At 69.1% G+C, this 22377-nt stretch carries 17 protein-coding genes; 8 read left to right on the forward strand and 9 right to left on the reverse strand.

Features of this window, described 5'->3' with window-relative positions; translation table 11 throughout:
* Positions 1-162: 162 nt before the first annotated feature.
* The 3 genes from ACLQ2T_RS20880 to ACLQ2T_RS20890 form a co-directional block, all read right to left on the reverse strand.
* Positions 163-801, reverse strand: coding sequence for a hypothetical protein (locus ACLQ2T_RS20880; protein ID WP_425768025.1), 639 nt, complete (start codon positions 799-801; stop codon positions 163-165).
* Between the two features lie 101 nt (positions 802-902).
* A complete protein-coding gene (locus ACLQ2T_RS20885; RefSeq protein ID WP_425768119.1) occupies positions 903-1982 on the reverse strand; it encodes an inositol-3-phosphate synthase in 1080 nt (359 codons plus the stop codon).
* Positions 1983-2005: 23 nt separating this feature from the next.
* Positions 2006-2644, reverse strand: coding sequence for a PadR family transcriptional regulator (locus tag ACLQ2T_RS20890; RefSeq protein WP_425768026.1), 639 nt, complete (start codon positions 2642-2644; stop codon positions 2006-2008).
* Positions 2645-2834: 190 nt separating this feature from the next.
* Here ACLQ2T_RS20890 and ACLQ2T_RS20895 point away from each other — a divergent pair, with 190 nt between their 5' ends.
* The 3 genes from ACLQ2T_RS20895 (at position 2835) to ACLQ2T_RS20905 (ending at position 8070) form a co-directional block, all read left to right on the forward strand.
* Positions 2835-3293, forward strand: coding sequence for a DUF5318 family protein (locus ACLQ2T_RS20895; RefSeq protein ID WP_425768027.1), 459 nt, complete (start codon positions 2835-2837; stop codon positions 3291-3293).
* Positions 3294-3489: 196 nt separating this feature from the next.
* On the forward strand, positions 3490-6396 hold the full coding sequence (locus ACLQ2T_RS20900) for a transglycosylase domain-containing protein (protein ID WP_425768028.1): 2907 nt from the start codon (positions 3490-3492) through the stop codon (positions 6394-6396).
* Positions 6397-6543: 147 nt separating this feature from the next.
* Positions 6544-8070, forward strand: a complete 1527-nt coding sequence (locus tag ACLQ2T_RS20905) for a glycosyltransferase family 87 protein (protein ID WP_425768029.1) — start codon at positions 6544-6546, stop codon at positions 8068-8070.
* Between the two features lie 35 nt (positions 8071-8105).
* On the opposite strand, the gene ACLQ2T_RS20910 is transcribed toward ACLQ2T_RS20905, so the two are convergent.
* Together ACLQ2T_RS20910 and ACLQ2T_RS20915 are read right to left on the reverse strand one after the other, a co-directional pair.
* Positions 8106-10466, reverse strand: a complete 2361-nt coding sequence (locus ACLQ2T_RS20910; RefSeq protein ID WP_425768030.1) for a hypothetical protein — start codon at positions 10464-10466, stop codon at positions 8106-8108.
* A complete protein-coding gene (locus tag ACLQ2T_RS20915) occupies positions 10463-11254 on the reverse strand; it encodes a deoxyribonuclease IV (RefSeq protein ID WP_425768031.1) in 792 nt (263 codons plus the stop codon). Before ACLQ2T_RS20915 ends, ACLQ2T_RS20910 begins: the two co-directional genes overlap by 4 nt.
* 523 nt (positions 11255-11777) lie before the next feature.
* Here ACLQ2T_RS20915 and rpsF point away from each other — a divergent pair.
* The 4 genes from rpsF to rplI all read left to right on the forward strand — a co-directional run bounded on the left by rpsF (position 11778) and on the right by rplI (position 13428).
* Complete coding sequence (gene rpsF, locus ACLQ2T_RS20920; protein WP_013736576.1) at positions 11778-12068, forward strand: 30S ribosomal protein S6; 291 nt, start codon at positions 11778-11780, stop codon at positions 12066-12068.
* An 81-nt stretch (positions 12069-12149) separates the two neighbouring features.
* Positions 12150-12686 carry a single-stranded DNA-binding protein gene (locus ACLQ2T_RS20925; protein WP_425768032.1) on the forward strand — a complete coding sequence of 179 codons (537 nt, stop codon included), beginning with the start codon at positions 12150-12152 and terminating at the stop codon, positions 12684-12686.
* 41 nt (positions 12687-12727) lie between these two features.
* Positions 12728-12967 carry a 30S ribosomal protein S18 gene (gene rpsR, locus ACLQ2T_RS20930; RefSeq protein WP_007073789.1) on the forward strand — a complete coding sequence of 80 codons (240 nt, stop codon included), beginning with the start codon at positions 12728-12730 and terminating at the stop codon, positions 12965-12967.
* A 14-nt stretch (positions 12968-12981) separates the two neighbouring features.
* On the forward strand, positions 12982-13428 hold the full coding sequence (rplI, locus tag ACLQ2T_RS20935; RefSeq protein WP_425768033.1) for a 50S ribosomal protein L9: 447 nt from the start codon (positions 12982-12984) through the stop codon (positions 13426-13428).
* 164 nt (positions 13429-13592) lie between these two features.
* Here rplI and ACLQ2T_RS20940 read toward each other — a convergent pair whose 3' ends face one another.
* Complete coding sequence (locus ACLQ2T_RS20940; RefSeq protein ID WP_425768034.1) at positions 13593-15305, reverse strand: hypothetical protein; 1713 nt, start codon at positions 15303-15305, stop codon at positions 13593-13595.
* Between the two features lie 436 nt (positions 15306-15741).
* Between ACLQ2T_RS20940 and ACLQ2T_RS20945 the strand changes: the two genes are divergently transcribed.
* Positions 15742-19935, forward strand: a complete 4194-nt coding sequence (locus tag ACLQ2T_RS20945) for a replicative DNA helicase (RefSeq protein ID WP_425768120.1) — start codon at positions 15742-15744, stop codon at positions 19933-19935.
* Between the two features lie 97 nt (positions 19936-20032).
* Here the strand turns inward: ACLQ2T_RS20945 and ACLQ2T_RS20950 are convergent, their stop codons facing one another.
* Genes ACLQ2T_RS20950 through ACLQ2T_RS20960 form a run of 3 tightly spaced genes read right to left on the reverse strand, consistent with a single transcriptional unit; the run spans position 20033 to position 22375 of the window.
* Positions 20033-20407 carry a zf-TFIIB domain-containing protein gene (locus tag ACLQ2T_RS20950; protein ID WP_327023541.1) on the reverse strand — a complete coding sequence of 125 codons (375 nt, stop codon included), beginning with the start codon at positions 20405-20407 and terminating at the stop codon, positions 20033-20035.
* 22 nt (positions 20408-20429) lie between these two features.
* Complete coding sequence (locus ACLQ2T_RS20955) at positions 20430-21062, reverse strand: phosphoribosyltransferase (protein ID WP_425768035.1); 633 nt, start codon at positions 21060-21062, stop codon at positions 20430-20432.
* The gene (locus ACLQ2T_RS20960; protein ID WP_425768121.1) at positions 21059-22375 is read right to left on the reverse strand and encodes a glycosyltransferase 87 family protein; all 1317 of its coding nucleotides are present in this window, start codon (positions 22373-22375) and stop codon (positions 21059-21061) included. The genes ACLQ2T_RS20955 and ACLQ2T_RS20960 overlap by 4 nt, the downstream gene beginning before the upstream one ends.
* Between the last annotated feature and the right edge of the window lie 2 nt (positions 22376-22377).

The raw sequence follows: 22377 nt of genomic DNA on the forward strand, positions 1-22377 counted from the left end.
GCGAGGCAGGGCAGATCGACTCCGTATCGCCGTAACGGCGGGGTCCGCCGCAGCGGGAGACCGCCGTTACGGCGATACGGCGACGCCCATGAACACGGCGCGCGCCAGTGCGACGGTCGGCCAGGAGAGCGAGGCAGCCCGTCAGGAGCGACGGCGGGTGGGTCAGCCTGGGGCGGGGAGGCATCCGCCGTCGGCGACGCGGGTGCCGAACTCGACCGTGACCTTTTCGGAACGGACGCTGCCGAAAACGCAGGCCCGGCCGGTCCATCCGGAGAAGAGCAGCCCGTCGCCGGGGCCGAGGTCGAGTCGGCCCGGCGGGCGGACGGTCACATCCATCAGCCCGGTGCCGGCCACCGCCTGCCGTACCGTCTCCTCGCCGGGCGTCTCCTGATCGTCAGCGGTCAGCAGGTCGAGGACGTACTGCACCTGCACCGCGCAGGTGTGGGCGCCGCCGGCCGCCGCCGGATCCAGGGTGCCGCGCTGTCGGAAGGCCTTGTTGGCCGCCTGCTGGCGCAGGAACTCCTCCTCGCGCAGTTGCTCATCGGTCATCGGATGTCCGCTGCCGGCTGCGGTCGGGGCGGCCGGGGAGGTGACCGTCCCTTCGGGCTCGGCCCCTACCTCCGGCGGGGTGCCGGCCCCGACCGCACAGCGGGCCTCGACGACCGGGGTCGCCGACCCGTCCGGTCCGGCCGACGGGTCGGTGCCGGGCAGGGCACAGGCGGCCAGGGTGGACACGAGCAGGAGGCCGACGACCGCCCGCCACCCCACCCCGGCATCACGAAAGTCGTCGATGGACAGCACGGGGCTCAGCCTAGCCCGGGTCTGGTACGAGAATGCCCCTTCCGTACCGGACGGCGAAGGGCCGGGTCCGTGTGGACCCGGCCCTCACAGATGTTGCTGCCTCAGCGCTCGATCTCGCCGGCGATGAACGCCTCGACGGCGGCGTGCGCGTCGTGGTCGGCGTACTGCACCGGGGGGGACTTCATGAAGTACGACGAAGCCGACAGGATCGGGCCGCCGACCTTACGGTCCAGGGCGATCTTGGCGGCGCGGACCGCGTCGATGATGACACCGGCCGAGTTCGGCGAGTCCCACACCTCGAGCTTCAGCTCGGCGTTGAGCGGGGTGTCACCGAACGAGCGGCCCTCCAGGCGGATGTAGGCCCACTTGCGGTCGTCCAGCCACGGCACGTGGTCGGACGGGCCGATGTGCACGTCGCTCTTGGCCATCTCGTGCGGGATCTGGGAGGTGACCGACTGGGTCTTCGAGATCTTCTTCGAGATCAGGCGGTTGCGCTCCAGCATGTTCATGAAGTCCATGTTGCCGCCGAAGTTGAGCTGGTACGTGCGCAGCAGCTCGACACCGCGGTCCTCGAAGAGCTTCGCCAGCGCGCGGTGCACGATGGTGGCGCCGACCTGGCTCTTGATGTCGTCACCGACGATCGGCAGACCGGCGTCGGTGAACTTCTGCGCCCACTCCGGGTCGGAGGCGATGAAGACCGGCAGCGCGTTGACGAACGCGCAGCCGGCGTCGATCGCGGCCTGGGCGTAGTACTTGGCGGCGTCCTCGGAGCCCACCGGCAGGTAGGCGACGACCACGTCGACCTGGGCGTCACGCAGCGCCTTGGCCACGTCGACCGGCTCGGCGTCCGACTCCTCGACGATCTCGCGGTAGTACTGGCCGAGACCGTCGAAGGTCGGGCCGCGCTGGACGGTGACGCCGGTCGGCGGCACGTCGCAGAGCTTGATGGTGTTGTTCTCGCTGGCGACGATCGCCTCCGCGAGATCCATGCCCACCTTCTTGGCGTCGACATCGAACGCCGCGACGAACTGCACGTCCGAGACGTGGTAGTCGCCGAAGGTGACGTGCATGAGACCCGGGACGCGGTCGTTCGGGTCGGCGTTCCGGTAGTACTCGACGCCCTGCACGAGGGACGAGGCGCAGTTACCCACACCGACGATGGCGACGCGGACGGAGCCCATCGCGTGTGCCTCCTTCTTTTCTGTCACGGCCGCTCTTTCCTGGACTCTCCAGGCGGAGGCGGGCTGTTGTCTTCTCGTCGGCCACCGGCCGTCCCGTCGTTCGGGACCGTCGGGGCACGGCCGGAGCGCTCGTTGGCGATGAGCTCCTCCAGCCAGCGGACCTCACGCTCACAGGCCTCCAGGCCGTGGCGTTGCAGCTCCAGCGTGTACGCGTCGAGGCGCTCGGCCGCTCGGCCCAGCATGTCGCGAAGTCCTTCACGACGTTCCTCGATCGTGCGGCGGCGACCTTCCAGGATGCGCAGTCGGGTCGCCTGGTCGGTTCGGGAAAAGAACGCGAAGTGCACGCCGAATCCGGTGTCGCCGTACGTTTCCGGTCCGGTCTGCGCGATGAGCTGGGCGAAGCGTTCCTTGCCCTCCGCGGTGATGGTGTAGACCACCCGACCTCGTCGGCTGGTCAGCGCGGGAACCTCCTCGGCGGTGGCGGGTGTCTCGGCGGCCTCGGCGATCCAGCCCGCCGCCTGCAGACGGCGCAGAGTGGGATAGAGCGAACCGTAACTGATCGCTGCCCGGATCGCCCCAAGCTTGGCGGTGAGCTCCTTGCGCAGCTCGTAGCCGTGCATGGGTGCCTCCTGGAGGAGGCCGAGGATGGCCAGCTCAAGCATCGGACCACCCTCCCCATTACCCTGTGCGTGGATCGCTAACCACACGATGTATCGGACCGATACATCGCACCGTAGCGTCTCGGTTCGACTGGGGCAAACCCCCTCCGGTAAACCCTCGTATCCGAGGTCTGCTGATCACAGATCGTGACGGTGGTCGCCTCGTCTGACGAGACCGCGTACCCTTTGCCGCATGCGTACGCAGCGGCAGGTCGTCGACTACTCGCTCCGGAGGCGAGCGCTGCTGCGTGAACTCGTCGCCGGTCGGGTCGGCACCTACGACCTGTGTGACGCCTCTCCGTACCTGAAGAACGCGGCTCGGTTCCACGGCGAGCCCACCGACCAGCGGTGTCCGATCTGCCGAAGCGAGAACCTCACCCACGTCCACTACATTTACGGCGACGAACTCAAGCAGTCCGCCGGCCAGGCCCGGACGGTGGCCGAGTTGTCGATGTTGGCGATGACGCTGCGTGAGTTCCAGGTGTTCGTGGTGGAGGTGTGCCTCGGCTGTGACTGGAACCATCTGGTGGAGCAGTACCTGCTCGGACGGGACGGACTGACCGACAGCGAGGCGGAGCAGGAAGCGGCCGGCGGGGTAGCCGCCGCTGCTGCTGGCGCGAACGCTCCGCGAAGGCGAGAGGCCCAACGGTGATTCGAGCGCGATCGGCCGGCCCCGGCCGTGAGGTACCTGGCCGGGGTCACCGACAGCTCATAAGTGCGAATGGTCCGAATGATTCGGATCTGATGCCCACTCCACGGCGCCCCCGTGCCGTGCGCGCGGGTGTCGCATCTCACGGCAAACCGGTGGCGGCGCGACAGCGCCCCACTGCGACGGCAGGGTGTGAGGAATGAACTCGTACGGTGATCCCAGCTCCTCGCGCGGCCGGGCCCGAATACCGGGCCAGGACGACCCGGGGCAGGCGGACGACGCGTACCGCGGCCCGAGTGGTGACCCGCGCGGAGTCCACTGGTCGACCGGACCGGAAGGTGCGGGCGACTCGGCTCGTGCCTCGGTCGGCGGGCGAGCCTCTGTCGGCGGCTCGGCGAGCGTTCCGCCGCCGGGTCGACCCGCCGGTTCGGCCTCGGTCGGTCGCGCCGGATCCGGTCGGGCCTCCGTGCCGGTTTCACCGGCTCCGGGCGGTCGAGCCTCCGTGCCGGTCTCACCCGCTCCCGGTGGTAGGGCCTCCGTGCCGGTCTCGCCCGCGCCGGGTAGGGCCGGTCGGGCCTCCGTGCCGGTGTCGCCAGCGCACGGTGGGCCGGCGGGCCGGGCCTCGGTAGGAGCTGCCGCCGTCGGCGCGGCGCCGGCCGGGCGGGCGAGTGTCGGCTCGGCCTCGGTGGGCGGTCGGGCCGCGGTGGCGCGGGCCAGCGTCGGCGGTCCGGGCGGGCCAGGCGGTCCGGGAGGGCCAGGCGGACCCGGTGGACCCGGTGGACCGGGTGGTCCCGGACGGGGTGGGCGCGACCCGAAGGCGGGCGCCCGGGCCCGCAGGCGCAAGCGGATGAACCTGCTGATCGCCAGCTTCGCGGTCTTCATCATGCTGGCCGGCATCGGTGTCGTCGGGTTCACCTACTACTCGACCAACGTGGTGCTGCCCAAGGAGATCCCGCTGCCGCTGTCCACCACGGTCTACGCCAAGGACGGCAAGACCCTGGTGGCCAAGCTCGGCAACGAGAACCGCACCTTCGTCACCATCGAAAACATCCCCCAGCATGTACGCGACGCCGTCGCCGCCGCCGAGGACCGGAACTTCTACCGGCACTCGGGTGTGGACTACAAGGGCATCGCCCGGGCCGCCTGGAACAACCTCTCCGGCGGCGAGAAGCAGGGTGCCTCGACCATCACCCAGCAGTACGCCCGCAACGCCTACGAGAACCTGCGGGACGACAGCTACGCCCGGAAGGTGAAGGAGGCGATCCTCGCCTCGAAGCTGAACGACCAGTTCACCAAAGACGAGATCATGGAGAACTATCTCAACGTGATCTACTTCGGTCGCGGGGCGTACGGCATCGAGGCGGCGGCGCAGACCTACTTCAACACCACCGCCAAGAAGCTGAACGTGGCGCAGGGGGCGGTGCTCGCGGCACTGATCAAGCAGCCCGTGGCCAGCGCCGGCCACAAGGGGTTCGACCCGGAGGTCAACCCGACCGAAGCCAAGACCCGTTGGGATTACGTGCTCAACGGCATGGTCGCGGAGGGCTGGCTGGGTGTGCCGGGTAAGCCCGAGCGCCCGGCCGAGTACCCGAAGATCCAGAAGGTCAAGAAGGACAACGGCTTCGGCGTGGCCTCCCCGCGCGGCAACGTGATCAACTACGTCCGCAAGGAGATGGAGGAGTGGGGGCTGTGCTCCAACTCCGGCGCCGCTGACAAGCCCAGCTGCCGCGACGAACTGCGCGAGGGCGGCTACCGGATCACCACCACCCTCGACCCGAAGATGCAGAAGGCCCTGGAGGAGATCGCCCAGGTCGGCCGCAAGGGCACCTTCCTGGCCGACCAGCCGAAGAACCTGATGCCGGCGGTGGTCTCCGTCGACCCGAAGACCGGCCGGGTGCTGGCCTACTACGGCGGCAACAGTGGTGCGGACTTCGACTACGCGGGCATGAACACCGACCAGAACGGCAACCTGGTCGGCGGTCACCCGCCGGGCTCGACCTTCAAGGTCTACACCCTGGCCGCGGCCATCGACGCCGGCATCTCGGTCAAGTCCCACTGGGACGCCACCCCGTTCACGCCGGAGGGCTACCGGGATCAGATCCGCAACGCCAACCGCGACCTGCGCGGGCAGTGCGACAAGTGGTGCTCCTTGGAGCAGTCGACGATCCAGTCGTACAACGTGCCCTTCTTCCACATCGCGGACAAGATCGGTGCGGACAAGGTCGTCGACTTGGCCCGACGGGCCGGCGTCCGCACGATGTGGGACGACGACTCGAAGCCCTTCGACCTGATGAAGAACAAGCCGGAGGACCTCGCGCCGAAGCACTTCGACCGGGTGGTCGCCTACGGTCAGTACGGGATCACCGTGCTCGACCACGCCAACGGTCTGGCCACCCTCGCCAACGGCGGCAAGTACAACAAGGCGCACTTCGTGCGGACGGTGGAGAAGCAGAACAAGGCAACCGGTAAGTGGGACAAGGTTCCGGGCACCGGTGAGAAGCTCAAGCCGCAGCAGGTGATCCGCCCGGAGGTCGCCGACGAGGTGACCGCCGTGCTCAAGGAGATCCCCGGCAAGAACAACGCCAGCGTGGCCAACCGTCCGCTGGCCGGCAAGACCGGTACCTGGCAGCTCGGCGACACCGGCAAGAACCAGGACGCCTGGATGGTCGGCTACGACAAGAACGTCGCCACGGCGGTGTGGATCGGTAGCCGCGACACCAAGAAGCGGGCCATCCTCGACCGGGGCGGCAGCAACATCAGCGGTGGCGGCCTGCCCGCTCAGCTGTGGAAGCGGTACATGGAGCAGGCCCTCAAGGGGTACGACCCCTCCGACCTGCCCAACATCGCCGGCATCGGAGACGAGGAGGCCGGCAACGGCATCCGGCCCGCACCCCCGGCGAACGAGGAGCCCGACTGCGAGCCGACGGACTTCCTCTGCCGGCTGGGCGGCGGCAACAACGGTGGCGACGGCGGTAACCGTGGCGGCGGCCGGGGCAACAACCCAGGCCCCCCGACCAGCCCTCTGCCCGGGGGCCCCGGTGACACCCGACCGGGTGGCGGCGGCGGCGGGCTGCTGCCACCAACGAGATCGACAGATCGGGATTAGACATCTCGCCCCGTGGGCGGCCGGACACCTGTCCGGCCGCCCACGGCGGTTTCCGGCAAGGGTTCTGCCGGCGGCCGGACGGCGATCTGTGATGTCGGGGCGGTTTCGGCTTCTACCCGGGCAACTGATACGGCAGGATGCACGGTCATGAGCACGAAGTCGACGCCGGGCATCGATGAATCTGATGCCATCGACCACCCGTCCCGCTCCGACGGCTTCGTTCGCGGGCTGTCCGGCCTGATCGGCGGTCCGCTGGGCGACCACGCCGTCAGCCGCGACCGCCAACGCGGCGGGCGGTTCTGGAACGCGGTACGGGTCGTCCTGGCGCTGACCTGCCTGACCCTCGTCCTGCACTGGGTGCAGAAATCACCCTGCCAGGACGGTGCCTGGGCGGACAACGAGCAGTACACCCGGTTCTGCTACACCGACGTGCTGGCGCTCTACTACGCCGAACGGCTCAACGAGGGCGCCGTGCCCTACCGGGATCACCCCGTCGAGTACCCCGTGCTGACCGGGTACTTCATGGGTGCCCTGGGGCTGCCGGTGCACGGCGTCGGTGAAGGCAACCCGGAGATCAACCAGGGGCAGTGGTTCTACAACCTCAACGCACTCGTGCTCGGTGCCCTGGCGCTGGCCACGGTGATGGTGCTGCTGTCGCTGCGCCGCCGACGACCCTGGGACGCGGCGCTGTTCGCGCTCTCCCCCGCGCTGCTGCTCACCGCCACCGTCAACTGGGACTTCCTGGCCATCGGCCTGGCCGCCCTGGGTCTGCTGGTCTGGGCGCGGACCCGCGACGGCCGGTCCGGGCTGATCCTCGCGGCCCTGTCCGGAGTACTGATCGGGCTGGGCGGTGCGGCGAAGATGTGGCCGCTGTTCATCCTGGGGCCCATTCTGGTGCTCGCCATCCGTGCCAACCGGGTGTGGGCCGCCGTGGTGCCAATCATCACCGCAGCGGTGACGGTGGTGCTGGTGAACCTGCCGGCCGCGATTCCGTACCGGGAGAACTGGAACCGGTTCTTCGAACTGAACACCGAGCGTCCGATCGACTGGGGAACCCTCTGGTACATCGCCCGCTACCTGGACGGCAAGTTCGGCGACCCGGCCGCCATCGGCCCGTTCCAGTGGCTGGATGCGAACATCCCCACCCTCAACTACCTGTCGTACGCACTGTTCGGACTGGCCTGTCTCGCCATCGGCGCACTGGGCCTGCTCGCACCGCGCCGGCCCCGCCTGGCCCAACTCGCCTTCCTGGTGGTCGCCGCCTTCCTCGTCTTCAGCAAGGTCTGGTCGCAGCAGTTCGTGCTCTGGCTGCTGCCGCTGCTGGTGCTGGCCCGACCCAAGTGGGGAGCCTTCATCGCCTGGCAGATCGCCGAGGTCGGCTACTTCGTCGCCTTCTACGGTCAACTGCTCGGCTCCGCGACCAGCACCCCGGTCATCCCGGAAGGCGTGTTCGTGCTGGCCGCCAGCCTGCGCCTGGGCACTGTGGTGGCGCTGTGCGTACTCGTGGTCCGGGAGATCCTGCACCCCGAGCAGGACGCCGTACGCCGCAACTATGCCGACGATCCCGACGGGGGTCTCCTCGACGGCACCCCGGACGCGCCCTGGCTCGACCGCTTTCGGCAGCGTCGAGAGGCCCCGGCGGCCGTCACGCCCACCCCGGTCCCGACGAGCTGAGCGTCCGGGGCACCCCGCCCGGGTGCCCCGGAGCCTCAGAGTCGGAACAGGACGACCAAGCCCATCTCCTCGCGGGTGATGTCCAACCCGTCCAGGGGCGCGTCGACACTGACCTCCCACGGCGTACCGGTGATCTCCTCGCGCAGCACCAGCACATTCTGTACGCCGAGGGTGCGCAGATAGTCCACGCTGGTCTGGTCCGGGAAGGTCATGGTCACCTGGCGGACGTCGTTGAGCTGGCGAGGGGTGAACCCGCTGCCGCCGTTGACGATGTCCTGGAACCGGGTGGTGGACCACAACATCACCGGCTGGTCGTGGTTCTGGCTGCTCGGCAGCACCAGCAACGGGCCGTCGACGGTCCGCATGGCAGCCGGCTGCTTCGGCACCACCGGATGCGGGGTGGTGTTCGTGCCCTCCACGATGACCAGCAGCAGCGGCAGCAGAGTGGCCAGCCGCAGCCACGGGCTGGGCCAGGACGGGATCCGCTCGGCGTAGACCTCCCGCACCCGCTGGGAGAAGGCACTCACCGCACCCGCCGCCAGCAACCCGAGCAGCAGGGTGGCCCAGAGCATCAGCCGACCGGGGGTACGGATGCCGTTCCAGCCCGGTAGATACTCGAACAGGGGCACGTAGGTGAAGTCGCCGCCGAAGAACCGGGTGCCCATCGACAGGATCATCGCCACCAGGACCCCGGCCAGCAGGAACAGGCGTTGCCGGATCGTCCAGATCGAGAAGAACAGGCCACCGAGGGCCAGCGCGTAGAGCGCGAAGCCGGGCAGCAGGGTCATCTCCGGATGCCACGGCAGGATGGCCCGGGCCCCCTCGTGCAGCCCACCCCAGATGCGGGACTCCCCCGGAGCGGTGACGAAGCTGCTGGCAGGCGGCGAGTAGGCGGCGATGTCGTCGATGCTGCGCTCGGCGTTCGGATGCAGTTGCGCCACCGTGAAGTAGGGCATGGCCAGCAGCACCCCGACCCCGGCGAAGATCAGCCCGCCGATCAGGTCGGCCGCGAACAACCGCTGACCGAAGGGCCGCTTCACCCGCCAGAAGATCCGCTTGGCGAACCAGATCAGCAGGGCCACGAGGACCGTGCCCGCGAGGACGTACGCGAACGGCAGACCGATGCCGAAGCCCAGGCTCAACTGCCAGGCGGCGACCAGCCAGCCGGTGTAGACCCAGCCCTCATGTCGGCGTTCGGGCCGGTAGCCGTGCCGCAATGACCAACCGTGCCCCCGGGCCAGCATGGCCAGGGCCAACGGAATACCCCCGTTGGAGATCACGTGCAGGTGTCCCGCCTGGGACAGCAGCCAGGGTGCGTAGGCGTAGCTGACCCCGGCCACCGCGGAACCGATCCGGCCCGCCCCGAGCTGACGCGCCAGCACGTACGCCCCGAAGGTGGCCAGCGCGTGGGCCAGCACGAACATGATGTTGTACCGGAGGAGGGCGTCCTCGGGCCCGCTCCCGATCAGCCCAGCCGGCGCGTAGCCGAGCAGGGTGTCGGAGAAGGCGAAACTCCACCGCTCCGGGAAGAAGGCGTTGGAGTGCCACAGTTGGGCCGGGTCGGTGCGCAGGGCCTGCCCCGACCAGGCCATCTGCCACGCCTGCAGGCTCGGGTCCCAGTAGTCGTGGGGCAGGGTGTGGCGGGGGTAGCGCAGGGTGGGCCAGGTCATCAGCACGGCCAACGCCAAGGAGCCGAGTACGGCCAGGGTCCACTCGTGGATCAGGAGCCGACCGGACCTGCGGGCCAGCCGCCCGTACCACCTGGGCACCGGCTCGGGCGCGGGCCCGAACGCCGCCCACGGATCCTTGTCCTCGGCCTTGTCCTTGCCGTCGCTCTCACCCTCGTCGGTCCCCGGCTTCTTGCCCGCATCGTCCTTGGGCTTCTTGTCCTTGCCGGCCGGCTTGCTGCCCGCATCGTCCTCGGGCTTCTTGCCCTCGTCGGTCGGCTTCTTGCCCTCGTCGGTCGGCTTCTTGCCCTTGCCGGTCGGCGGCTCCTCGCTCTCACCGGGCCCTGGTTTCTTGGCCGCACCGGTGGTCGGCTTCGTGCTCGTGCCGGGCTGGTCCGTGGTGCTGGTCGCCTTCCCCGAAGCCTTCTTCTCACCCTTGCCGGAGGGGGCCGTGGGCCCGGTGTCCTTGGCCGTCTTCGCCTCGCCCGGCTTGGCGGTGCCGTCCTTGTCGGCAGGCTTCCGACCGTTGCCGTTGTCGGGCCGTGCTGCGGTGCGGTCGGACTTCGGGTGCTTCGGGGTCGGGTCGATCTCGGCCGGCTTCTCGCCACCGGAGGTCGACTTTCCCGCTACCGGCTCGGTGTCGGGCTGCCCGTCGGCGGGATCGCTGCGGGGCGGATCGTCACCGGTGGTCGGCCGTGGGCTGCCGGAGGAGGACTGATCGGTCGTCATCGCACCGCCGTCTCCGGGTCGAGCTGGGTGCGCAGGAAGGCGATGTCCTCGCTCTGCCCAGTGGTGCCGCCCGGGGTCTCCACGATGACCGGAGCTCCCGCTGCCCGGATCACCGCCACCAGCAGTTGCGGGTCGATCGTCCCGCCGCGCAGGTTGTCGTGGCGGTCCCGACCGGACCCGAAGCCGTCCTTGGAGTTGTTGGCGTGCACCAGGTCGATCCGCCCGGTGATGGCCTTGACCCGGTCCACCAGGTCGAGGAGTTCCTCGCCACCGGCATGGGCGTGGCAGGTGTCGAGGCAGAAGCCGACCTCGTGGTCACCGACGGCGTCCCACAGCCGGGCCAGGGCGTCGAGTCGTCGAGCGCAGGCGTTCTCGCCGCCGGCGGTGTTCTCGATCAGCACCGGCAGTCCGAAGCCGCCCCCCTCCTGGGCGTAGGCCAGGGCCTTGCGCCAGTTGTCGAAGCCGGTCTGCGGGTCGTCACCGGCGTTGACATGCCCACCGTGGACCACCAGGCCCTTCGCGCCGATGGCCGTCGCCGCCTTGGCGTGGGCGAGCAGCAGCTTGCGGCTGGGAATCCGGATGCGGTTGTTGCCGGTGGCGACGTTGATGACGTACGGCGCGTGCACGTAGACGTCGACTTCGGCGGTGCGTAGCCGCTCCGCATCGTCTCGCGGCTGTGGCGCCTTCCAACCCTGCGGGTCGGCGAGGAAGAACTGCACGGCGTCGGCCGCTCGGGCAGTCGCCTCCGCCAGCGGGTCGGTCGGATCGACGTGGGCTCCGATACGCATGCAGGGGAGCCTACGTCGCGTACCTGACAGGCACGGTGACCCACCACCGGGTCGCGTCACCGTGGCTGACCGGAGTCGTTGATCCCGGTGGATGTCGACAACTGCAATCCGGTCGGTAGGAGTGCCGACGGCCGGTGGTTGAGAAATTTGTCGGTAATTCTGGGATTTCGACCGCGAAGCACTGACTTCAGCGATAACGTCAGATAACAACATGATAAAGCTCCGCGGGGCGTCTCCGGTCCAACCTCATCGGTGTGGTCGTTCCTCCCCAGGTCCCACCCAAGGAATGCGGACGAGGCGCCTCGCGGTCATCTGAACCGGGGGTCCGGGTCGACAGCGACGTCGACTCGGACCCCCGGCTCGCTGTGCCCGGTCACCTCGCGGCTGGTGATCGTCTGGGCCGGGTATCCTGGTCAGGTTGTCCGCTCCCGTATCGGGTTCCCCTGGTCGGGGCGGGCGACGACGCACGACCTCCTGCCACGGATGGACCGTGGCCGCATAGCCCACAGGAGGTGAGAAAGTCTTGCGTCATTACGAGATCATGGTGATCCTCGACCCCAGCCTCGAGGAGCGCACCGTCGCCCCGTCGCTCGACACGTACCTGAACGTGATCAGGACCGCGGGTGGCTCGGTGGAGAAGACCGACGTGTGGGGCCGCCGGCGCCTCGCGTACGAGATCAACAAAAAGGCCGAAGGCATCTACGCCGTCGTCGATCTTCAGGCGACCCCGGAGGCCGTGGCGGAGCTGGATCGTCAGCTCCGGCTCAACGAGTCCGTGCTGCGCACCAAGGTCATCCGGCCGGAGATGCGCTAAGCAATCCACCCAGCCCCCCACCCGGATCAGCCTCATCCGTGCTGTCGGAGGGTTCTGAGAACCTGTACGGCATACGCATGAGTGCGCGAGGAGATGGTCATGGCAGGAGACACCACCATCACGGTCATCGGCAACTTGACCGATGACCCCGAGTTGCGGTTCACCCCCTCCGGGGCCGCGGTCGCCAAGTTCCGGGTCGCTTCGACGCCCCGGTTCATGGACAAGGCCTCCGGCGAGTGGAAGGACGGCGAGCCGTTGTTCCTCGCGTGCACCGTCTGGCGTCAGGCCGCGGAGCACGTGGCGGAGTCGCTTCAGCGCGGCGCCCGCGTGATCGTGTCGGGCCGGCTGCGTCAGCGGTCCTACGAGACCCGCGAGGGCGAGAAGCGCACCGTCATCGAGCTGGAGGTCGACGAGATCGGCCCATCACTGCGCTACGCCACGGCGAAGGTGCAGAAGATGTCCCGCTCCGGTGGCAGTGGCGGCGGCTTCGGCGGCGGCGGTGGTGGTGGTGGTGGCCAGGGCGGCGGCGGAGGCAACTTCGACGACCCCTGGGCTTCGGCCGCACCGGCACCCTCACGTTCGGGTGGCGGCAACTTCGATGAGGAGCCACCGTTCTAATGGCGCCGAGCGCCCGTGATCGTAAACCAGGAGCAAGAGCAATGGCGAAGGCTGCGGCACTGCGCAAGCCGAAGAAGAAGGTGAACCCGCTCGACAAGGACGGGATCACCTACATCGATTACAAGGACACCGCACTGCTGCGCAAGTTCATCTCCGACCGCGGCAAGATCCGCGCTCGGCGGGTGACCGGCGTCACCTCGCAGCAGCAGCGGCAGATCGCCCGCGCGGTCAAGAACGCCCGTGAGATGGCGTTGCTGCCGTACACGGCGACGGCCCGCTGAGAGGAGGTGCCGACATGAAGATCATCCTGACTCAGGAAGTGTCCGGGCTCGGCGCCCCGGGCGACATCGTGGAGGTCAAGAACGGCTACGGCCGTAACTACCTCCTCCCGCAGGGCTTCGCGATCGCCTGGACCAAGGGCGCCGAGAAGCAGGTCACCCTGATCAAGCGGGCCCGCTCGGCCCGGGAGATCCGCGACCTCGGCCACGCCAACGAGGTCAAGGGCCAGCTTGAGGCCCTCAAGGTCAACCTCAAGGCCCGTGCCGGCGAGGGCGGTCGGCTGTTCGGCTCGGTCACCCCGGCCGAGATCGTCGACGCCGTCAAGGCGGCTGGCGGCCCGCCGCTCGACCGTCGTCGGCTGGAGGTGTCCGGTCACATCAAGTCGATCGGGTCGCACCCGGTGCGGATCAAGCTGCACCCCGAGGTGACCGCTACGTTCAACCTCAACGTCGTGCAGGGCTGACCCCGCAAGACGGCAACTGACCGGGCCTGCACCATCACTCAGATGGTGCAGGCCCGGTCACGTCAAGTGGGGGTAGGTCCGGTCGCGTCAAGCGCACCATCGCAGGTGCCGGGCAAGCCCAGCGCGTCATCGCAGGTGCCGGGCACGCCTTGGTCGCCGATCCCTCAGCCGATGGGCTGGCCGGTCACCGCGCTGATCAACACCGTCGAGAGGCCGCCACCGACCACCGCCGCCGCTAGCGCCACCGTCGTCGGCTTCCAGGTGGTGCCGACCCGCCGCAACAACATGGCGACCACCAGGCTGCTTACCAACGCCAGTCCGAAGCGGGGGGTTCCCGCCACCATCGCTCCGAAGGCTCGGGCCCGGGGCGACTCGCAGCCCCCGCCGCTGATGTCGGTCACACAGCCCGTCGGCGGTGCACCATCCAAGGTCAGCAGCCAGATGAAGATCACCACTGCGGGTAGCAGATAGCAGCCCGCAGTGTAGAGCAGCGGCAACCAGGGTGCCCCGGGATCCGGGTCCAGCAGGTCGTCTTCCAGCCGCCGGCTCCACCCGCCGGTACCGACCGCCTCGATGCGCCGCCGTACCGAGGCCATACCCGTCTGCCGCGGCGCAGGCGCCGCGACCGGGCGCCGCCGGGCAGTCGTACGCGGGCGAGGCGCGGTGTAACCGACGACCGGCGACCTCGGTGCGGAGGCGCTCGCCTCCACCCACCGCGGATCGTCACCGGCCAATCGGGTGCCGGGCCAGAAACCGTTCTGCACCGGCTCCGGCTCGGCCGGCTCAGTCCAGGACCACTGCCCGGCACCCGAGGTGGCTCGCGAGCCCGGAGGCTGCGTACGGTCCCACCGATCCGGCTCGGAATACCCTTCCCACCGGTTCTCGCCACGCCGCCGGTCCCACTGTTCGGTCTCGGCCGCCGCACCCTCCCACTGGCCGGTGCGGTCCGGCTGAAGCCACTGACCTGTCTGGTCCGGCGCAAGCCACTGGCCTGTCTGGTCGGGCTCAAGCCACTGATCCGAGGCGGAGGTTCGCAGCCACTGACTGGTGCTGTCGGCGTCCCAAGGGTCGGCGGAAGTCGGCTCCCCCCGGGTACCGGCCTCGGCAGGCTGGTGCCAGGCGTGCAGACCGGAGGCGTCCCAGGGATCGACCGCTGGCCGCATGCTTTCCGGTCTGGCCCTGCGCTCCCACGGCTCCGCCGCCCGCTCCCAGGGCTCGGCCGCCCGCTCCCAGGGATCCACCGCCTGGGCGGGAGCGGGCTCCGGGGCGCGACGACGACGCCGCGCCGGCTGCGTAGCGCTCGGCTCCGAGCCGGCTGGCTGCTCACTCTCCTCGGGCAGGTCCGACCAGGTCACCTGGCGGTGCCGGGACTGCGCCCGACGGGGCCGGCTCTGCGGCGCCACACCGGACACCGGGTCATCGTCGGCCGCTCGTCGGCTGCCGACGTACCCGTCGTCCTGGGGTCGGTCGAACCGCCACTCCCGGATGTGGTCCGAGGAGGATTCCTGAGCGGCGAACGGGAAGTCACGTTCCGCCGAACGGGCGGCCCGCCGGCCACGGCCGGTCGTCTCCGGGGTACGACGACTGCCCGCATAGCGGGGACCGGCCTCGTTGTCGGCGTCGGCGTCCGGGGCGGCGTGCCGGCCGCCGCCGTCCACGCTGCTTACGCCCGACTCCAGCGCCCATCGCGGCAGGTACGGCTCGGCAGGCTCGTCCTGTCCACGCTCGATCGCCCGGCGGCGGCTAGGGGTGCGGTAACGCTCGACGGCGGAGTCGTAGCGGTCCTCCGGACCGCTCTCGACGGGATCGGCCCACGACGCGGCCGGCCGTCGCTCACGCGGGCCGTCCTCCCCGCGTGCCCAGTCCCGGTAACTCACGGACGGAGCGTGACCCTTCTCAACCGAAAGTGCAATCCGCTGTCCAGGTGTAGCCGTAGGCCACCGATTGTCCAGGTGTAGCCGTAGGCACCGATCCTACGGGAGTATCGGGACAAAGCCCTACCCGGAAATTCGTATCCACAGGCTGTGGATTATGTCTGTGCAGGTCAGCATGGAAATGCGGAGGGATCTTCAAGAGTTATCCACACCCTGTGCACAACCTGCGCACAGCTCTGCCCGCCGGTGTCCACAGGTTGTCCCGAGGCTCGTCCACCGCGGCGGTTGAGTGCCTGACCTCGGGTTCCGTATGGTGGCCCAAGCCGCCCGCCCGATGGCCCCCGATCGACGCGGACGTCAACCTTGGTGGTACCCCGGGCGAGCCTGCCCGGAGCCGCACCGACGCAGTGGAGGGGGGCCAGTGTCGGTCACCGACGACATGCGGACAGAGCCGTTCAGGGGCGGTCCATCGTCCGGCCCGCCGCAATCCGACGGCCACTTCGACAAGACCCCGCCGCAGGACATCGCCGCCGAACAATGCGTCCTGGGCGGCATGCTGCTGTCCAAGGACGCCATCGCCGACGTCGTCGAGATCCTCAAGACCAACGACTTCTACCGGCCGATGCACGCCACCATCTTCGACATCATTCTGGAGATCTACGGCCGCGGTGAGCCCGCTGACGCGATCACCGTGGCGGCGGCCCTGGCGGACTCCGGTGACCTGGCCCGCGTCGGTGGTGCGCCCTACCTGCACACCCTGATCGCCAGCGTGCCCACGGCCGCGAACGCGGCCTACTACGCGCGGATCGTCAGCGAGCGTGCCGTGCTGCGGCGACTGGTGGAGGCGGGTACCCGCATCGTCCAGCTCGGCTACGGCACCGCCAGTGGCGGTAGCCGAGACGTCGACGACGTCGTCGATCTGGCCCAGCAGGCCGTCTACGACGTCACCGAGCGGCGGGTGAGCGAGGACTTCGCCGTACTCGCCGACATGCTCCAGCCGACCCTGGACGAGATCGAGGCCGTCGGCGCCCAGGGCGGGATGATGACCGGGGTACCCACCGGCTTCACCGACCTGGACCGACTGCTCAACGGCCTACACGCCGGCCAATTGATCATCGTGGCAGGCCGACCTGGTCTCGGAAAGGCGCTCGCCCTCGACACACCCCTGCCGACCCCGACCGGCTGGACCACGATGGGTGAGGTGCAGGTAGGCGATCAGCTGATCGGTGCGGATGGCCGACCCACCACTGTCACCCACGCCTTCGAGGTCCGCCACGGTCGCCCTTGCTACGAGGTCGAGTTCTCCGACGGTTCGGTCATCGTCGCCGATGCCGAGCACCTGTGGACGACGACCACCAGAGCCTCGCGCCGTCAACAGAACGAGCTCCGGCCGCGCCACCAGTGGGACGCTCCGTCACGCGCCAAGGCGGCAGCCGTACACCGGGCCGTCGCCGCCGCCCCTGACCGACTCGTCACCTACCGGGAAGCCGTGGAGATCGCCGGCTCCGAGTTCCGGAACGTCCTGCACGTCGTGGCTGCCAAGGTCGGGGTCGCCGGTACGGTCGAACGTCAGTACTCCCGCAACGGCAGGCCCTGGCGTCGGACGGTCGACGCCTACAGCGCCCACGCGTTGTTCGACGCACACCTGAGCCGGGTGAACCGGGTCATGAACAGCGAGACGACCGTGGCGCACCCCCGGGCCGTCACCACCGAGCACATCGCCGCGACCCTGCGCCATCCGACTGACGGGCGTGCGAACCACGCGGTGGACAATGCTCGGCCGCTGTCCCTGCCGGCCCGCGAAGACCTGCCGATCCCCCCGTACACCCTCGGGGTGTGGCTGGGCGACGGGCACTCCGCAGGTGCCCGATTCACATCGGCGGACCCGGAGATCGCCCAGTACGTCGAAGCCGACGGCTTTCTGGTCACCCCGGGAAGCGGAACCTACTCCTACAACCTCAAGCTGCCGCCACCGGCACCACTCGACGAGCGGTGCTGCGTGGTCTGCGGGGTCACCTTCACTCCCCGCTCGGCTGTGGTGCGGACCTGCGGAAGGACGTGTGGCGCCAGGTCGAGAGGCATGGTCGAGACCGCCGACCGCCAGGGTTGCCAGACCTGCGGTGCGACCATGAAGTCGAGCTGGAACGGTGCCCGCCACTGCGCATCGTGTCGCCGGTTGCACGGCTCGTTCACCGGCCTGCTCCGAGCCGTTGGTGTCCTGAACGACAAGCACATTCCGCAGCCCTACCTCCGAGGGTCGGAGCAACAGCGGCGGCAGTTGCTGGCCGGACTGCTCGACACCGACGGCACGGTCGCACCGTCCGGACACGTCCAATACACCACCACCTCGGAGCGGATGGCCGAGGACGTGTACGAACTCGTCGTCAGCCTGGGCTACCGATGCTCGATCAACCGTAGGCGAGTCAACGGTCGTACTCCCGAGAGCTCGACGGCTTTCACGCTGAACTTCTCGACCTCGGACGAGGTGTTCCGGTTGACCCGGAAGCGGGAGTCGCACGCGGCGCGCCGATCTGCGGTCGGTCGTGCGGGTACCCGGTCCCGCTACATCGTGGACGTGCGACCGGTGCCGAGCGTCCCGGTGCGGTGTGTGACGGTCGACAACGAGGACCATCTGTACCTGGCCGGTCGGTCGATGATTCCCACCCACAACAGCACCGCGAGCATGGACTTCGCCCGGAATGCTGCCATCAGGGCGAACCAGGCAGCGGCCATCTTCTCGCTGGAAATGAGCAAGGTCGAGATCGTCATGCGACTGCTCTCGGCCGAGGCCCGGGTGCCTCTGCACGTGCTGCGTAGCGGGCAGCTCTCCGACGACGACTGGACCAAGCTGGCTCGCTGCATGGGCGAGATCAGCGAGGCTCCGCTGTTCGTGGACGACACCCCGAGCATGAACCTGATGGAGATCCGGGCCAAGGCCCGCCGCCTCAAGCAGCGACACGACCTCAAGCTGATCGTGGTCGACTACCTCCAGCTGATGACCTCACCGAAGCGCACCGAGAGCCGGCAGCAGGAGGTCGCGGACCTGTCCCGAGGGCTGAAGTTGTTGGCCAAGGAGGTCGAGTGCCCGGTCATCGCGGTCAGTCAGCTGAACCGTGGCCCGGAGCAACGCACCGACAAGCGGCCGCAGCTGTCCGACCTGCGTGAATCAGGCTGTCTGACGGCCGAAACCCGACTCATCCGCGCCGACGACAACTCCGAAGTCACTCTCGGTCAGCTTCTCGCGCAGGGGGCCAGAGATGTGCCTGTTTGGGCGCTGGACGAAAGCCTGCGATACACCCCACGCACGATGACGCACGTTTTCCCGAGTGGACGCCGAGCGGTGTTCCGGCTGAGGCTGGCGTCGGGCAAAGAGATCGACGCGACGGCCAACCACCCGTTTCTTACCTTCGCCGGCTGGATGCCGCTCGGCGAATTGACTGCGGGTACGCGTCTCGCCACGCCCCGGCACCTACCGCCACCGTTGAGCGTTCGACCTATGGCTGAGCCGGAGGTGATCCTGCTTGCTCACCTGCTCGGTGACGGGTCGTTCGTCCGGCGTCAGCCGGTGCGATATGCCAGCGTTGACGAAGCCAACTTGCAGGCCGTCGCCGAGGCAGCCAAGCACTTCGGCGTCACGGCTGTCCGGGATGAGTATCCGGCGGCTCGGGTCACCACCCTGCGGCTACCTGCTCCCTATCGGCTTGCCCGGGGCCGCCGCAATCCGATCGCTGAATGGCTTGACGGTTTCGGTCTCTTCGGGCTGAGGTCGCACGAGAAGTTCGTGCCGCAGCAGGTATTCAGCCTGCCCAAGGAACAGGTGACGCTGTTTGTCCGGCACTTGTGGGCCACCGATGGGTGCGTTCACGTCAACAAGTCCGGGCGCGGTGGTCGGATCTACTACTCGTCAACTAGTCGACGGATGCTTGAGGATGTCTCTCGACTGTTGCTTCGGTATGGCATTACCGCGCGTTTGAAGGCCGTACCGGTGGCACGTTACCGCACGCAGTACACGCTCGACGTCTCTGGGCGGGACGACCAACTGCGGTTCCTGCGTGAGATTGGTGTGCACGGAAACAGAGCGATCAATTGTGGGCGCTTGCTTGCTGCCTTGGAATCTACGAACAGCAACACGAACGTCGACACCGTGCCCCGTGAGGTCTGGGAACGAGTCCGCGAGATCCTCGTTGACCGGGGCATGACCCACCGCGAGTTTGCCAGGGCGGTTGGCACACAGTTTTGCGGTAGTGCGATGTGGAAGAGATCACCGAGCCGCTCACGGCTGGCGAGCATCGCCCAGGTGCTCGACGCAGTCGATCTCGACTTGCACGCCACCAACGATATTTTCTGGGACGAGATCGTATCCATCGAACCGATCGGCGAGCAGGACGTCTTTGACGCGACCGTGCTGGGTACGCACAATTTCGTCGCCAACGGAATTGCCGCTCACAACTCGATCGAACAGGATGCCGACGTTGTCATCCTGCTGCATCGTGACGACTACTACGACAAGGAGTCGCCGCGTGCGGGGGAAGCGGATTTCATTGTCGCCAAGCACAGAAATGGCCCGACCGACACGGTGACGGTGGCGGCTCAGTTGCACCTGTCGCGCTTCGTGGACATGGCCATCGTCTGACCTTCCGGCCGTCGAGGCGGCCAGGACTTCCTGCCGACAGCCTCCCGGCTCCGGCGCCGTCTGATCCGGCACCGGAGCGGAGGACCTGCGGGCTGGATCAGCCGAACATGTCGTCGAGGAAGCTCTTGCGCTTCTTACGCCGGTAGTGGCCGTGGTAGCCGTAGTGCTGTTGCCCCTGGCCGTACATGGGGGCGGGCGCGGGATAGCCGGGGGGCGGAGGCACCGCGCCGTAGCCCGGCTGGTGCGGGGCGGGCGGGGGCGGCGGGTAACCACCCGGCGGGGTGACGCGCTGGGTCGGCTGCGGAGCGGGCGGGGTCTGCTGGGCGTTCCAGTTGGCCTCGGCCTCGAACAGCTTCTCCAACTCACCGCGGTCGAGGAAGATGCCCCGGCACTCGCCGCACTGGTCGATGACGACGCCGCTGCGCTCGTACTGGCGCATGTCTCCACGGCACTTGGGACAGGTCAGGCTCATGAATCGAAGGTACCTGGTCGGCTCATGCGGTGGCGGTCAGCGCCTCGGTGACTTCCTCGTCGGAAATCTCGTGGAAGTCGTCGTAGTAGGCCCCGACCGCACCGAAGTCGGCTGGTCGTCGGGCGCAGATCGCCTCGTCGGCCTCGACGTTGAGGATCTCGCAGGCCTCTTGGGCGCCGACCGGCACGGCGAGCACGACACGGCGGGCGCCGAGTTGCCGGGCGACCTGGACGGCCGCTCGGGCGGTCGCGCCGGTGGCCAGGCCGTCGTCGACGATCAGAGCCGTACGACCGGTCAGGTCCAGTGGTGGGCGGCCGGCGCGGTAGAGCCGTTCCCGGCGGTCGAGTTCTGCCTGCTCGCGTTGCTGGACCTCGGCGATGTCGTCGGCATCGAGTTGGCTGGCGACCAGGTCGTTGAGCACCCGTACCCCGCCGGGGCCGAGGGCGCCGAAGGCCACCTCGGGCGCCCAGGGCATACCGAGCTTGCGGACCACGAGCACGTCCAGCGGTGCGCCGAGGCGTTCGGCGACGACCCGGGCGACCGGCACTCCGCCGCGCACCAGGCCGAGCACGGTGACGTCCGGTCGGCCGGTCAGTGCGGTGAGCCGGTCGGCGAGTGCCCGACCTGCGTCGCTGCGGTCGCGGTAGGTGCTCATGTCCTCAGGTGTACGCCTCGCGGAGCCTCTTCGTCCTCCGGTTGCCGGATCCGGGGAGGGTCCAGCGCCAGGGCCCAGACCAGAAACGCGATCGGGTACAGCAGGTAGCCGAACCGGGTGGTGGGCATCAGCAGGATCGCCGTGAGCAGCCCGTACCCGCAGATCAGGCTGGTGGTCCGGGCGGTGCGGGGTGGGCGGCGGGCGAGTCGGACGGCGATGGCCAGGCCGGCCGCGACCAGCAGCGCGGCGGCGACGATGCGACCGGCCGGTACGTTGGCCGCGACCAGGTATCCGGGGAAGGGTGACTGTGCGGGGCTGGCGACCAGGCCGTGCCCGAGGGGGAAGCGCAGCACGTTCTCCACGAGGGCTTCGTGGTCGACCAGCAGGGTGGGTAGCAGCGCCAGGGCGGGCAGCCCGAACGCGCCCGCAGCGACCCGCAGGCCGGCATGTCGGGTGAGTCCCCAGATGACCAGCACCGCGGCGACCGGCCAGGCGAACAGCTTGAGGGCACCGGCCGCCCCGACCGCGATGCCGGCCCAGCCGGGTCGTGCGGTAGCGGCGAAGGCGAGGGCCAGCAGGCAGAGGGCGAGCACGGGCAGGTCGTCCCCACCGGTGGCGAGGGTCAGGGCACAGACCGGGAGTACGGTGGCGGCCTGCGTGGCGCGCAGCAGGGTGGCCGGGTCACCTGCCGGCCCGGCGAGGGCCGGCCGCAGCAGCAGACGCAGGGTCAGGACCAGGGCCAGGGCGGTGCCGACGGCGAACCAGACCCGGGCGTCGGTCCACCAGGCCTCGTGCAGCGCGCGGGGCAGCCCGAACAGGGCCATGCCCGGCTGGTACGGGGTGTAGCCGAGCAGTTGTTCACCCGGTGGCAGGGCGGCGATCGCGTCGGGGCCGAGGTACGGGGTGCCGGTCTCCAGCAGGCGACGACCGGAGTCCTCGACGACCAGTACCTCCTCCTGCGCCCGGTCGGTGCGTCCGGCTGCCCGCTGGACGCTCTGCCAGGTCAGCGGCAGCAGTGCGGTGGCGGCCCAGGCCAGGCCGGTGACCAGCCAGCGGGCCGACACGCCGACAAGGGCGGAGCCGGGGCGCCGGCGACGGACCAGAAGCTGGCCGGTGGCCAGGAGCGCGGCGGTCAGGTAGCCGAGGGCGGCCAGGCCACCCCAGTGCCGGTGCGGGACCAGGGTGGAGGTAGCTGCGGTGATTGCCGCGAAGGCGGCTGAGACGGCGTAGATGCCGAGGTCGACGCTGAGGCCGCCGCCGGTGGAGTCGAGACGGTGCCACCATTTCAGGCGGGAGGGGGTCGCGGTGGCGATAC

Source organism: Micromonospora sp. DT229 (genome assembly GCF_049844505.1).
Classification (GTDB): domain Bacteria; phylum Actinomycetota; class Actinomycetes; order Mycobacteriales; family Micromonosporaceae; genus Micromonospora.